Annotated in this window: 12 protein-coding genes and 2 pseudogenes; 2 read left to right on the forward strand and 12 right to left on the reverse strand. The window is 72.5% G+C overall.

Translation table 11 applies throughout. From position 1 onward, the window contains the following. Nucleotides 1–144 precede the first annotated feature (144 nt). The 5 genes from der to aroH all read right to left on the reverse strand — a co-directional run bounded on the left by der (nt 145) and on the right by aroH (nt 4,609). On the reverse strand, nt 145–1,623 hold the full coding sequence (der, locus tag AB0L74_RS32185; protein ID WP_365660298.1) for a ribosome biogenesis GTPase Der: 1,479 nt from the start codon (nt 1,621–1,623) through the stop codon (nt 145–147). Between the two features lie 74 nt (nt 1,624–1,697). Next, the gene (locus AB0L74_RS32190) at nt 1,698–2,285 is read right to left on the reverse strand and encodes a lysophospholipid acyltransferase family protein (protein ID WP_365660376.1); all 588 of its coding nucleotides are present in this window, start codon (nt 2,283–2,285) and stop codon (nt 1,698–1,700) included. Between the two features lie 53 nt (nt 2,286–2,338). Beyond that, a complete protein-coding gene (cmk, locus tag AB0L74_RS32195; RefSeq protein WP_365660301.1) occupies nt 2,339–3,034 on the reverse strand; it encodes a (d)CMP kinase in 696 nt (231 codons plus the stop codon). Nucleotides 3,035–3,164: 130 nt separating this feature from the next. Further along, nucleotides 3,165–4,250 (reverse strand): prephenate dehydrogenase, encoded by a 1,086-nt coding sequence (locus tag AB0L74_RS32200; RefSeq protein ID WP_365660304.1) that lies wholly within the window; start codon nt 4,248–4,250, stop codon nt 3,165–3,167. After that, nucleotides 4,247–4,609 (reverse strand): chorismate mutase, encoded by a 363-nt coding sequence (gene aroH / locus AB0L74_RS32205; protein ID WP_365660307.1) that lies wholly within the window; start codon nt 4,607–4,609, stop codon nt 4,247–4,249. Before aroH ends, AB0L74_RS32200 begins: the two co-directional genes overlap by 4 nt. 257 nt (nt 4,610–4,866) lie before the next feature. On the opposite strand from aroH, the gene AB0L74_RS32210 reads away from it, so the two are divergent. Next, nucleotides 4,867–5,274, forward strand: coding sequence for a Rieske (2Fe-2S) protein (locus AB0L74_RS32210; RefSeq protein ID WP_365660310.1), 408 nt, complete (start codon nt 4,867–4,869; stop codon nt 5,272–5,274). A gap of 21 nt (nt 5,275–5,295) precedes the next feature. Next, a pseudogene (locus AB0L74_RS32215) lies at nt 5,296–5,952 on the forward strand (nucleotidyltransferase); the annotation flags it as partial. On the opposite strand, the pseudogene AB0L74_RS32220 reads toward AB0L74_RS32215, so the two are convergent. The 7 genes and pseudogenes from AB0L74_RS32220 to ald all read right to left on the reverse strand — a co-directional run. Then, nucleotides 5,935–6,065: pseudogene (locus AB0L74_RS32220) on the reverse strand (nucleotidyltransferase domain-containing protein); the annotation flags it as partial. The pseudogenes AB0L74_RS32215 and AB0L74_RS32220 overlap by 18 nt on opposite strands. A gap of 115 nt (nt 6,066–6,180) precedes the next feature. Then, nucleotides 6,181–7,227, reverse strand: a complete 1,047-nt coding sequence (locus AB0L74_RS32225) for a pseudouridine synthase (protein ID WP_365660312.1) — start codon at nt 7,225–7,227, stop codon at nt 6,181–6,183. After that, nucleotides 7,227–7,901 carry an SMC-Scp complex subunit ScpB gene (gene scpB, locus AB0L74_RS32230; RefSeq protein ID WP_365660314.1) on the reverse strand — a complete coding sequence of 225 codons (675 nt, stop codon included), beginning with the start codon at nt 7,899–7,901 and terminating at the stop codon, nt 7,227–7,229. Before scpB ends, AB0L74_RS32225 begins: the two co-directional genes overlap by 1 nt. After that, nucleotides 7,898–9,058 (reverse strand): segregation/condensation protein A, encoded by a 1,161-nt coding sequence (locus AB0L74_RS32235; protein WP_365660317.1) that lies wholly within the window; start codon nt 9,056–9,058, stop codon nt 7,898–7,900. The genes scpB and AB0L74_RS32235 overlap by 4 nt, the downstream gene beginning before the upstream one ends. 18 nt (nt 9,059–9,076) lie before the next feature. Beyond that, nucleotides 9,077–9,622, reverse strand: a complete 546-nt coding sequence (locus AB0L74_RS32240; protein WP_365660379.1) for a hypothetical protein — start codon at nt 9,620–9,622, stop codon at nt 9,077–9,079. After that, nucleotides 9,619–10,755 (reverse strand): ParA family protein, encoded by a 1,137-nt coding sequence (locus AB0L74_RS32245; protein WP_365660320.1) that lies wholly within the window; start codon nt 10,753–10,755, stop codon nt 9,619–9,621. Before AB0L74_RS32245 ends, AB0L74_RS32240 begins: the two co-directional genes overlap by 4 nt. Before the next feature lie 410 nt (nt 10,756–11,165). Next, nucleotides 11,166–12,290: an alanine dehydrogenase gene (gene ald / locus AB0L74_RS32250; RefSeq protein ID WP_365660323.1), complete on the reverse strand. Its 1,125-nt coding sequence runs from the start codon at nt 12,288–12,290 to the stop codon at nt 11,166–11,168. Nucleotides 12,291–12,375 lie beyond the last annotated feature (85 nt).

Below are 12,375 nucleotides of genomic sequence, written 5' to 3' on the forward strand. Positions count from 1 at the left end.
AGCAGGGAGACGCCGAGGGCGAGGAGCGGGCGCAGGGTGTGCTGCCGCCAGGAGCGCCAGCCCAGCCAGGCGGCGACCATCACGGCGGTGCCGCGGGGGACCGCCCTCTCCGCCGTCAGGCGCCGCTTGTCTCGCCCCGTGGCGCTACTTCTTCTTCGCGCCGCGCTTCTCGCGCACCCGCACCGAGAGGTGGATCGGTGTCCCCTCGAAACCGAACTCCTCGCGCAGACGGCGCTCGATGAAGCGCCGGTAGCCGGCCTCGATGAACCCGGTGGCGAAGAGCACGAACCGCGGCGGCTTGGTGCCGGCCTGGGTGCCGAAGAGGATGCGCGGCTGCTTGCCGCCCCGGATCGGGTGCGGGTGGGCGGCGACCAGCTCGCCGAGGAACGCGTTCAGCCGGCCCGTCGGCACCCGGGTCTCCCAGCCCGCCAGGGCCGTCTCGATCGCCGGGACCAGCTTCTCCATGTGGCGTCCGGTGCGCGCCGAGACGTTGACCCGCGGCGCCCACGCCACCTGGCCGAGCTCGGTCTCGATCTCCCGCTCCAGGTAGTAGCGGCGCTCCTCGTCGAGGGTGTCCCACTTGTTGAACGCCAGGACGATCGCGCGGCCCGCCTCGACGGCCATGGTGACGATCCGCTGGTCCTGCACCGAGATCGACTCGGAGGCGTCGATGAGGATGACGGCCACCTCCGCCTTCTCCACGGCCGCGGCGGTACGCAGCGAGGCGTAGTAGTCGGCGCCCTGCTGGAGGTGGACCCGCTTGCGGATGCCGGCGGTGTCGACGAACTTCCAGGTGACGCCGCCCAGTTCGATCAGCTCGTCGACCGGGTCGCGGGTGGTGCCCGCGAGCTCGTTGACGACGACGCGCTCCTCGCCCGCCACCTTGTTCAGCAGCGAGGACTTGCCGACGTTCGGGCGGCCGATCAGGGCGATGCGGCGCGGGCCGCCGACGGCGGTGCCGAAGGTCTGCGCCGGGGCCTCGGGCAGCGCCTCCAGGACCTTGTCCAGCATGTCGCCGGTGCCGCGGCCGTGCAGCGCGGAGACCGGGTGCGGTTCGCCGAGGCCCAGCGACCACAGGTACGCCGCGTCGGCCTCGCCGCTCGGGCCGTCCACCTTGTTGGCGCACAGCACCACCGGCTTGCCGGCCTTGCGCAGCAGCCGTACGACGGCCTCGTCGGTGTCGGTGGCGCCGACCTTGGCGTCGACGACGAAGACGACCGCGTCGGCGGCCTCGATCGCGTACTCGGCCTGGGCCGCCACGGAGGCGTCGATGCCGAGGACGTCCTGCTCCCAGCCGCCGGTGTCGACGACCTTGAAGCGGCGGCCCGCCCACTCGGCCTCGTAGGTCACGCGGTCGCGGGTGACGCCCGGCTTGTCCTCGACGACCGCCTCGCGGCGGCCGATGATCCGGTTGACGAGAGTCGACTTGCCGACATTGGGGCGGCCGACGACGGCGAGGACCGGCAGCGGGCCGTGCCCGGCCGCCTCGATGGCGCCCTCGACCTCCTCCGGGTCGAAGCCCTCTTCCGCGGCGAGCTCCATGAACTCCGCGTACTCGGCGTCGCCAAGCGCCCCGTGGTCGTGCTCCTCGCCCGAGCCCTCGGAGTGGATGTCGTCGTTCATGAAGTCCGTACCTCGTTCATCGTGGTGATCGGTGGAGCACCCCTGTACCGGGTGATCCACTACTCAAGTGTCGCCTAGCGCCCGGTCAGGCGCCTGGCGTTTTCCAGGTGCGCGGTGAGCTGCTTCTGGATGCGTTCGGTCGCCTCGTCCAGTGCCGTGCGGGTCCGCCGCCCGCTGCCGTCGCCCGCGTCGAACGGGTCGCCGAAGACGACGTCGATCCGGGAGCGCAGGGGAGGCAGCCCCTTTATCAACCGTCCGCGCCGCCCGGAGCTTCCCAGCACCGCCACCGGCACGATCGGGGCGCCGCTGCGTACCGCGAAGTAGGCCAGCCCGGCGCGCAGCGAGGCGAAGTCGCCCTCGCCCCGGGTGCCCTCCGGGAAGATACCGAGGACCCCGCCGGCCGAGAGCACGTCCAGGGCCCGGGTGATCGCCGTGCGGTCGGTGGTGGCGCGGTCCACCTTCAGCTGGCCGATGCCGGTCAGGAAGGGGTCCAGCGGGCCGATGAACGCCTCCTTCTTGATCAGGAAGTGCGTCGGCCGGGGCGCCACGCCCATGACCATCGGGCCGTCGAGGTTGTGCGAGTGGTTGACGGCGAAGATCACCGGACCGGCCGCGGGCACTCTCCAGGCGCCCAGCACGCGCGGCCGGAACAGGCCGTACATCAGGCCGACGCCGATGCGCCGCCCGACCTCGGCGCCCCGTTCGGACGGAAGGCTCACTTCCCGGCCCGCTTCTCCTCGACGAGCGTGACGACGCACTCGATGACCTGCGGCAGGGTGAGGTCGGTGGTGTCCACCTCCACGGCGTCGTCCGCCTTGGCGAGCGGCGAGGTCGTACGGCTGGAGTCGGCCGCGTCCCGCTTGATCAGCGCCTCCCGGGTGGCGTTGACGTCGGCGCCCTGGAGCTCGCCGCTGCGGCGGGCGGCGCGGGCCTCCGGGGAGGCGGTGAGGAAGATCTTCAGGTCGGCGTCGGGCAGCACGGTGGTGCCGATGTCGCGGCCCTCGACGACGATGCCGGTCACCGCGGAGGAGGCGATCGCCCGCTGGAGCTCGGTGATCCGGGTCCGCACCTCCGGCACGGCGCTGACCGCGCTGACCTTGGAGGTGACCTCCTGGGTGCGGATCGGGCCGGAGACGTCCACGCCGTCGACCGTGATGGTCGGGTCCGTCGGGTCGGTGCCGGAGAGGATCTCGGGCTTGCCGGCCGCGGCGGCGATGGCGTGCGGGTCGTCGGTGTCGATGCCGTTGGTCACCATCCACCACGTGATCGCCCGGTACTGGGCACCGGTGTCCAGGTAGCTCAGGCCGAGCTGCGCGGCCACGGCCTTCGACGTGCTCGACTTGCCCGTGCCGGAGGGGCCGTCGATGGCGACAATCACGGGCTGGGCGGTCCGGGCGGCGCCGTTTTCCACGGAGGGACACCTTCCTGGTGCGGTGCGGTGGGAGTGTGCGGGGCGCGATGGTGCCCCGCACAAGGTTACTGGCAACCCGGAGGGCCTATGACAAGCACGTTCGGGTGGATCACTGCCGGTCACCGCCGGATCACTGCCGCAGTGCCCAGCCCCGCTCCCGCAGGGTCGCGGCCAGCGAGGGAGCCGCCTTCGGCTCCACCATCAGCTGCACCAGACCGGCCTGCTGCCCGGTGGCGTGCTCGATGCGCACGTCCTCGATGTTGACCCCGGCCTGTCCCGCGTCCGCGAAGATGCGGGCCAGCTGACCGGGCTGGTCGTCGATGAGGACGGCCACGGTCTCGTAGCTCCGCGGGGCGCTGCCGTGCTTGCCGGGGACGCGGACCTGGCCGGCGTTGCCCCGGCGCAGCACGGCCTCGATCTCGGCGGTTCCCTCCCGGCGCTTGTCCGCGTCCGAGGACTCCAGGGCGCGCAGGGCCCGCACCGTCTCCTCCAGGTCGGCGGCGACGTCGGTGAGCAGGTCGGCGACCGGGCCCGGGTTCGCGGAGAGGATGTCGATCCACATCCGGGGGTCGGAGGCGGCGATCCGGGTCACGTCGCGGATGCCCTGCCCGCACAGCCGTACGGCCGCCTCCTCGGCGTGCTCCAGGCGGGCCGCGACCAGGCTGGAGACGAGGTGGGGCATGTGGGAGACGAGGGCGACGGCGCGGTCGTGGGCGTCCGCGTCCATCACCACGGGTACGGCCCGGCAGTGCGAGACCAGTTCGAGGGCGAGGTTGAGCACCTCGGTGTCCGTGTCCCGGGTGGGGGTCAGCACCCAGGGGCGGCCCTCGAAGAGGTCGGCGGTGGCGGCGAGCGGGCCGGACTTCTCGCGGCCCGACATGGGGTGGGTGCCGAGGTAGCGGGTCAGGTCCAGGCCGCGGGCCTGAAGCTCGCGGCGCGGGCCGCCCTTGACGCTGGCCACGTCGACGTAGCCGCGCGCCGCCTCGCGCCGCACGGCGTCGGCGAGCACGTCGGCCACATGGGCCGGCGGAGCGGCGACGATCGCGAGGTCGACCGGCCCGTCCGGCGCCTCGTCGGTGCCGGCGCCGAGCGCCGCCGCCGTACGGGCCTGCTCCGGGTCGCGGTCGGCGAGGTGGACGACGACACCGCGCCGGGTCAGGGCGAGGGCGGCGGAGGTGCCGATGAGGCCGGTTCCGATGACGAGTGCGGTTCTCACTGGGCGATGTCCTTGCGCAGGGCCGCCGCGGCGCCCAGGTAGACGTGGGCGATCTCGGAGCGGGGCTTGTCCGACTCGATGTGCGCGAGGAGACGGACGACACGGGGCATGGCGCCCTCGATGTCCAGTTCCTGGGCGCAGATCAGCGGCACGTCGGTGATGCCGAGCTTGCGGGCCGCGGCCGCCGGGAAGTCGCTGTGGAGATCGGGCGTGGCCGTGAACCAGATGCTGATCAGGTCGTCGGCGCTCAGGCCGTTGCGCTCCATGACGGCGGTGAGCAGGGCCGCGACCTGCTCGTCCATGTGGCCGGCCTCGTCCCTCTCCAGTTGGACGGCGCCCCGGACCGCTCGTACCGCCACGCGTTGCTCCTTGCTGACGTGCGTATCGGGTGTGGTCCGCCCAGCCTAGCCAGGCGGCGCGGAGGCGGTGCGCGGCGCCCGGTCGGTGAGACGGCCACGCGCTCGCGCCGTGCGCGCTCCTCTCGCGCCCGGGGGCGCTTTCACCCGCCTCCCGCACGTTGCTTCCGCTTCGTCCGCTTCGATGCCAGGATGCTCAGTCGACCGTATAACTCCCTTCCCGTCCCGTATTCGCCTTCCCCACCTCCCGGAGTGACGACATGACCCACCCTCCGACGCGGCGCACGGTCCTTCTGGCGACGGGAGCCGCGGCGCTCCTCGCGGGTTGCGGTGACGACGGCGACGGCTCCTCCGGCGAGGCGCCCGCCGGGGCCTCGCCCGGGCAGGAGGTGGCGAAGACGACGGACGTCCCGGTGGGCGGCGGCGTGATCGTCGAGGACGAGCAGATCGTGGTGACCCAGCCCCGGGAGGGCGATTTCAGGGCCTTCTCGTCGATCTGCACCCACCAGCGCTGCCCGGTGGCCAACGTGGAGGCCGGCACCATCAACTGCACCTGCCACGGCAGCAAGTTCCGGATCACGGACGGCACGGTGACGAGCCCCCCGGCCACCCGGGCCCTGCCCGAGCGGAAGATCACGGTGGAGGGAAACTCCATTCGCCTGGCGTGAGGGAGCACGTAGGCTCCCGGCATGCGCCCGCAGACCCTGGTGCGCGACCACACCGTCTCCGCCTGTCTCATGGGGTCGCGTGCCTTCGGTCTGGCGACGGAGGGCGACGCACGCCGAAGGGCCCGCCGAGGAGCAGTTCAGCCGGGAGCTGGAACGCTTCTGCGAGCTGGCCCCGCCTGCCACCCCCGACATCCTGGAGTGCCCGCACTCCCCGCTCGCGGAGTACGCCGACGACACCGGCCGGGAGCTCCTCGCCCTGCGCGAGGCGTTCCTCTCGCGCCGGGTGCGCGAGACGTTCACCCTCCCCCACGCTCGGCTTCGCTAGCGCGGGCGGTACTCCCACCGCCCACGGCCGGCGCCGCGAGCTGGACGCCGATGTCCGCACCCACGGGGCCCCGCGCTGGCAGCACGCCATGCAGCACCTGCTGCTGACGAGCGCCGCGACCTGCTGCGCACGGAACGGCTCACCCTCGACGTCGCCGACCGGCGCGAACCGCTGCTCGCCGTCAAGCGGGGCGAGGTCCCCCTTGGCGCGAGGTCGAGTCCTGGATGGCCCGTCTGGAGCGGGAGGCCGAGGAGGCCGCCCGCCGCGGCCCCCTGCCCGAGCTGCCGGACCGGCGCCGCGTCGAGGACTTCCTGCTCCGGGTCCGCCGGGCCTCGGCCCTCCGGCCGGGCCCGTACGACGAAGTCGTGAGGGCGTCGTGGGCGGACGGGGCGCCGGGGAGCGCTGACGCCTCCTGCGCCTGGTCCAGCACGGTGTGCAGCCGCGCCACGTCGGACCGCACGCGCGCGTGCGCCGGCGTCGGCCGTGCCGTGCCGTGCCGTGCTCCCGTTCCGCCGCCCCGGGTGACGGCGAAAGTCCGGGGAGACCGGACCGGCGGACCGGTCTCCCGCGGGCCGGCCCTCCTAGAGGTCGACCTCCTGCATCAGCATGCCGACCTCGGTGTTCGACAGCCGCCGCAGCCAGCCCGACTTCTGGTCGCCCAGCGTGATGGGGCCGAAGGCGGTGCGGACCAGCTTGTCGACGGGGAACCCGGCCTCCGCCAGCATGCGGCGCACGATGTGCTTGCGGCCCTCGTGGAGGGTGACCTCGACGAGGTAGTTCTTGCCGGTCTGCTCCACCACCCGGAAGTGGTCCGCGCGGGCGTACCCGTCCTCCAGCTGGATGCCGTCCTTCAGGCGCTTGCCCAGGTCGCGCGGGATCGGGCCGACGATGTGCGCGAGGTAGGTCTTCCTCACGCCGTACTTGGGGTGGGTCAGCCGGTGCGCCAGCTCGCCGTGGTTGGTGAGCAGGATGACGCCCTCGGTCTCGGTGTCGAGCCGGCCGACGTGGAAGAGGCGGGTCTCGCGGTTGGTGACGTAGTCACCGAGGCACTGCCGGCCCTCGGGGTCCTCCATGGTGGAGACGACCCCGGCGGGCTTGTTCAGCGAGAAGAACTGGTACGACTGGGTCGCCACGGTCAGGCCGTCGACCTTGACCTCGTCCTTCTCCGGGTCGACCCGCTTGCCCTGCTCGGTGACGATCTCGCCGTTGACCTCGACCCTGGCCTGGTCGATGAGCTCCTCGCAGGCCCGCCGCGAGCCGTAGCCCGCGCGCGCCAGCACCTTCTGGAGCCGCTCGCCCTCCTGTTCGGCGCCCGGGAAGGTCTTGGGCAGCTTGACCTCCTTGCGGCCGGCGTACCGGTCCCGGTTGCGCTCCTCCATCCGCGCCTCGTACTCGCGCGAGCGTGCCGGGGCGCTGCGGCCCCGTCCGCCCGGCTTGGCGCCGCCACGGGCCGCGCCGCCCCGACCGGCCTTCGGGCCGTCCTTGGTGGCGCCGGGGCCCACGTCGTAGCGGCGCTCCTCGGGGCGGGGCTTGCGGGGGCGGCCCTGCCCCTGCTTCTGGTCCCTGTTGTTGCCGGCGCCGCGGTGGTTACCGCGTCCGCCGCTCTTGCCGCTGCCGCTGCTTCGCATCAAAGTTCCGTCGTCGTCGTGTCAGGCATGTTCGTCGCGGGCCCGTCGTCCGGGTCCGGAGCGTCCGGATCGAACGACGGCACGCCTTCCTGGGTCTCGGCCTCGATCGCCTCCGCCTCCGGGAGGAAGGGCGCGAGCTCCGGGAGCTCGTCCAGACCGCGCAGGCCCATCCGTTCCAGGAAGTAGTTCGTCGTCCTGTACAGGATCGCACCTGTTTCGGGTTCCGTGCCCGCCTCCTCGACCAGACCGCGCTGGAGGAGGGTGCGCATCACGCCGTCGCAGTTCACTCCGCGCACGGCGGAGACCCGGCTGCGGCTCACCGGCTGCCGGTACGCCACCACCGCGAGCGTCTCCAGCGCCGCCTGGGTGAGCCGGGCCTGCTGCCCGTCCAGGACGAACCGCTCGACGGCGGGCGCGTAGCCGGCCCGGGTGTAGAACCGCCAGCCGCCCGCGACGAACCGCAGCTCGAACCCGCGCCCCTGCGCGGTGTACTCGCCGGCCAGCTCCCGCAGCGCGTCGGCGACCTGCCGCCGGGGCCGTTCCAGGATCTTCGCCAGGTACTCCTCGGTCGCGGGCTCGTCCACGACCATCAGGACGGCCTCCAGGGCGGGCTTGAGCTCCAGGCCGGCGACGGTCCGCGGCCCGGCCGGAACCCCGGTGATCTCCTCGCTCACGCCTTCTCCTCCGTATCGGGCGTATCGGGCTTTTCGCGCCGCTCGGGCGGCCGGTCGAACTCGTCGGTCACCAGTGGTCCGGTCGCCCCGTCGCCGCCGGTCCAGCGCACCAGCAGTTCCCCGAGCGCGGTCTCCTGCTCCAGCGCCACGGCCTTCTCCCGGTACAGCTCCAGCAGCGCGAGGAACCGGGCGACGACGGTCAGGGTGTCGTCGGTGTCCTCCACCAGCGTCCGGAAGGCGGCCTCGCCCAGCTCCTTCAGCCGGGCGACGACGATCCGGGCCTGCTCCCGCACGCTGACCAGCGGCGCGTGGATGTGGTCGACGTACACCTGCGGTTTCGGCTTGGGCCGCATCGCCTTGACCGCGAGCCTGGCGAACCCTTCCGCGCCGACGCCGATGACGACCTCGGGCAGCAGCTCGGCGTGCCGGGGCTCCAGGCCGACGGTGCGGGGCCTGCTGCGGGCCTCCGTCTCCAGCCGCTCGCTGAAGATCTCCGCGATCCGTTTGTACGCGCGGTACTGCAACAGCCGCGCGAACAGCAGGTCGCGGGCCTCCAGCAGGGCCAGGTCGGCCTCGTCCTCCACCTCGGCGGCGGGCAGCAGCCGGGCCGCCTTGAGGTCGAGGAGGGTCGCCGCCACGACCAGGAACTCCGTCGTCCGGTCCAGGTCCCAGTCCGGTCCCATGGCCCTGATGTGCGCCATGAACTCATCGGTCACCTTCGACAGGGCGACCTCGGTGACGTCCAGCTTGTGCTTGGAGATCAGTTGCAGGAGCAGGTCGAAGGGGCCCTCGAAGTTGGCGAGACGCACCGTGAAGACGCCGTCGTCCCCGGCCCCGGGCTCCCTGGACCGTGACCGCGTCTCCGGCTCCGGCTCACCGGGACCGGCGGGCTCGGCGCCGGGGGCCGCCGCGTCCGCGTCCCGCGGGCCCTCCCCGGACGCCGGGTCCGTGCTCGGCCGGTCCGCGGGCCGCGGCTCGGTGCCCCGCGCCCCGGCTTCCGGCCGCGCTCCCCCCGGCGTCCCTGGGGCAGCGGCGGGCGGGGCCGCCGGTGCGGACCCGGCCGGCGCGGTCGCCCGCGGGGCTCCCGGCCCCCTCCCCAGCGCGCGCCGTCGGCCGGCCGGGCCGGAGGAGGGGGGCGGGGTGCCGTTCGAGGTCATAGCCCCCGCAGGCTATCGCTACCGTCCGCGCAGCCGCCGTACGAGGATGCTGGCGTCCCCGCGGGTCTCCAGGTCGGCGAGGACCACGGCGACGGCCTCCCGCACGATCCGGCCGCGGTCGACGGCCAGCCCGTGCTCGCCCCGGAGGACCAGGCGGGCGTGCTCCAGGTCCATGAGCTCCTCGGCGGAGACGTACACGGTGATCTTCTCGTCGTGCCGCTCGCGGCCGCTGGGACGGCGGGTGGCCGCCCGGCCGCGCTTGCGGGGCTGGGCGGCGGCGGACCCGTCCTGCGCGGCCCCGCGCCGCGCGGAGCGCTCGGTGCTCCGGGTGCGCGACTCACCGGCCCCGGCCGGCTCCGCCTCCGCCGCGACGTGCTCGGCGCCCTCGCCGTCACCGCCCTGCGCGGGCACCGACTGCGGTGCGTCCTCGGCGGCCGCCTGGTCGCTCTCCCCGGCCGGCGCCGGCACCCGGGCGTCCCCGTTGGCCTGGCGTCGCGGGGTGGACGGCTGAAGCGCCATTCCCCCTGTCGTACGGAAGAGTTCGTCGGCCCCCGGCAGACTCACTCGGCGTGACACCGGGCGAGCACCTCCCTGGCGAGCTGGCGGTAGGCGGCGGCACCGACGGAGTTGGAGGCGTAGGTGGTGATCGGCTCACCGGCGACCGTGGTCTCCGGGAAGCGGACCGTGCGCCCGATGACCGTGTGGTAGACGTGGTCGTCGAACGCCTCGACGACCCGCGCGAGCACCTCTCGGCTGTGCACCGTGCGCGAGTCGTACATCGTGGCCAGGATGCCGTCGAGCTCCAGGTCGGGGTTGAGCCGTTCCTGGACCTTCTCGATGGTCTCGGTCAGCAGGGCGACCCCGCGCAGCGCGAAGAACTCGCACTCCAGCGGCACGATCACCTTGTGCGCGGCGGTCAGGGCGTTGACCGTGAGCAGGCCGAGCGAGGGCTGGCAGTCGATCACGATGTAGTCGTAGTCGGGCAGCAGCGGCTTCAGCGCCCGCTGGAGCGACGACTCGCGGGCGACCTCGGAGACCAGCTGGACCTCGGCGGCCGACAGGTCGATGTTGCTGGGCAGCAGGTCCATGTTGGGGACCGCCGTCTTCAGCAGGACCTCGTCGGCCGACATCCCCCGCTCCATGAGCAGGTTGTAGACGGTGAGGTCGAGCTCCATCGGGTTGACGCCGAGACCGACCGACAGCGCGCCCTGCGGGTCGAAGTCGACGAGCAGGACCCGGCGGCCGTACTCCGCGAGCGCGGCGCCCAGATTGATGGCCGACGTCGTCTTGCCGACGCCGCCCTTCTGGTTGCACATCGCGATGATCTTCGCGGGGCCGTGGTCGGTCAGCGGGCCCGGGATCGGGAAGTACGGCAGCGGGCGTCCGGTCGGGCCGATGCGCTCCCGGCGCTGCCGGGCCGCGTCGGGCGCGAGCGTGGCCGCGTACTCGGGATCGGGCTCGTACTCGGCGTCGGGGTCGTAGAAGTGCCCCTCGGGCAGTTCCTCGTAGTCGGCGAGGTGGTTGTGGGGGGCGCCACTTCCGTCGCCGGCCATGGCGTTCACGTGTTGGCCATCCATGCTCTGGTGTGCTGTCTGAGTCGCCCCTGACATCTGGTGACTCTGGTGGGCTGCGAAGGTGCGCACAGCGACGGAGCCGACAGCCTCGTACCGCCCAGGGACCCGGCCCCGCGCAGGCATTCCTGGTTGACCACCCCCGGGAGTAAATGTCGACTCGTTCACAAGTCGTCTTACCTCCTTGGTGACCAGGAAACTTCTAGACAGGTCAGCGTGGCACCATGCCGACGGTTGGCGACTCTATGGCGTGTCGGCGGTTCGCAGCAACACAATCCGCCGGACCCGGCCGGATGTGTCGGCAATGGAACATCCCGCTGTCAAGGGCGTACGGCCGTCGCACAGCAGGTTTCACCGGGGTGCGAACCGGTTCAAGGGGTGCGTTCGAGGCGACTTGCCCGAGAATCGCGAAGTGACCATACACACATCCGGCCGGACCTTGTGGGACAAGGTCCGGCCGGGCGTGCGGGGTTGACCGCACGTGTTGACGTATCGCCTTTTGCTGTTGACGACTTGGCCGTGATATCGGCCGGCGGTCAGCCGAGCAGGGAGGAGAGCTCCACGTGCTCCAGGCCGTGCGCCTCGGCGACCTCCTTGTACACGACCTTGCCGTCGTGGGTGTTGAGACCCTTGGCCAGCGCGGCGTCGCGGCGCAGCGCCTCGGCCCAGCCGCGGTTGGCCAGTTCGACGATGTACGGCAGCGTCGCGTTGGTCAGCGCGTAGGTGGAGGTGTTCGGCACCGCGCCCGGCATGTTGGCGACGCAGTAGAAGACCGAGTCGTGGACCTGGAAGGTCGGCTCGGCGTGGGTGGTCGGGTGCGAGTCCTCGAAGCAGCCGCCCTGGTCGATCGCGATGTCGACAAGGACACTTCCCGGCTTCATGCGGGACACCAGCTCGTTGGTGACCAGCTTCGGGGCCTTGGCGCCCGGGATGAGGACGGCGCCGATGACGAGGTCGGCCTCCAGGCAGGCCTTCTCCAGCTCGAAGGCGTTGGAGACGACGGTCTGGATCTTCGTGCCGAAGATCTTGTCGGCTTCCTTGAGCTTGTTGATGTCCTTGTCGAGCAGGGTCACGTGGAAGCCCATGCCGATGGCGATCTGCGCGGCGTTCCAGCCGGAGACGCCGCCGCCGATGACGACGGCCTTGCCGGCCTGCACGCCGGGGACGCCGCCGGGCAGCACACCGCGGCCGCCGGCCGCGCGCATCAGGTGGTAGGCGCCGACCTGCGGGGCCAGGCGGCCCGCGACCTCGGACATCGGGGCGAGCAGCGGCAGGGCGCGGCTGGGCAGCTCGACGGTCTCGTAGGCGATCGCGGTGGTGCCGGCCGCCAGCAGGGCGTCGGTGCACTCCTTGGACGCGGCCAGGTGCAGGTAGGTGAAGAGCGTCTGGTCCTTGCGGAGGCGGTGGTACTCCTCCGCGATGGGCTCCTTGACCTTCAGCAGCAGGTCGGCGGCGGCCCAGACCTCGTCGGCGGTGTCGAGTATCCGCGCGCCGGCGGCGGTGTACTCGGCGTCCGTGATCGACGAGCCGACGCCGGCGCCGCGCTCGATGACGACCTCGTGGCCGTGGCGCACCAGCTCGTTCACGCCGGCGGGGGTGATGGCCACCCGGAACTCGTTGTTCTTGACCTCGCGGGGAATGCCGACCTTCACGTCGATCACGGTCCTTGGCTCAGAGGAGGGGCTATGACAAGACATACCCGGGCGCACGGGCGCACACCGGGAGAGACCGCAGGAGAACGTGCGG

It is taken from the genome of Streptomyces sp. NPDC052020, from assembly GCF_040680575.1.
GTDB lineage: Bacteria > Actinomycetota > Actinomycetes > Streptomycetales > Streptomycetaceae > Streptomyces.

Bases quoted from the DNA above. Each gene is read 5' to 3' on its own strand.
- der (WP_365660298.1), bottom strand. From the start codon at position 1,623: ATGAACGACGACATCCACTCCGAGGGCTCGGGCGAGGAGCACGACCAC.
- AB0L74_RS32190 (WP_365660376.1), bottom strand. From the start codon at position 2,285: ATGTACGGCCTGTTCCGGCCGCGCGTGCTGGGCGCCTGGAGAGTGCCC.
- AB0L74_RS32210 (WP_365660310.1), top strand. From the start codon at position 4,867: ATGACCCACCCTCCGACGCGGCGCACGGTCCTTCTGGCGACGGGAGCC.
- AB0L74_RS32225 (WP_365660312.1), bottom strand. From the start codon at position 7,227: ATGCGAAGCAGCGGCAGCGGCAAGAGCGGCGGACGCGGTAACCACCGC.
- AB0L74_RS32235 (WP_365660317.1), bottom strand. From the start codon at position 9,058: ATGACCTCGAACGGCACCCCGCCCCCCTCCTCCGGCCCGGCCGGCCGA.
- AB0L74_RS32245 (WP_365660320.1), bottom strand. From the start codon at position 10,755: ATGCCTGCGCGGGGCCGGGTCCCTGGGCGGTACGAGGCTGTCGGCTCC.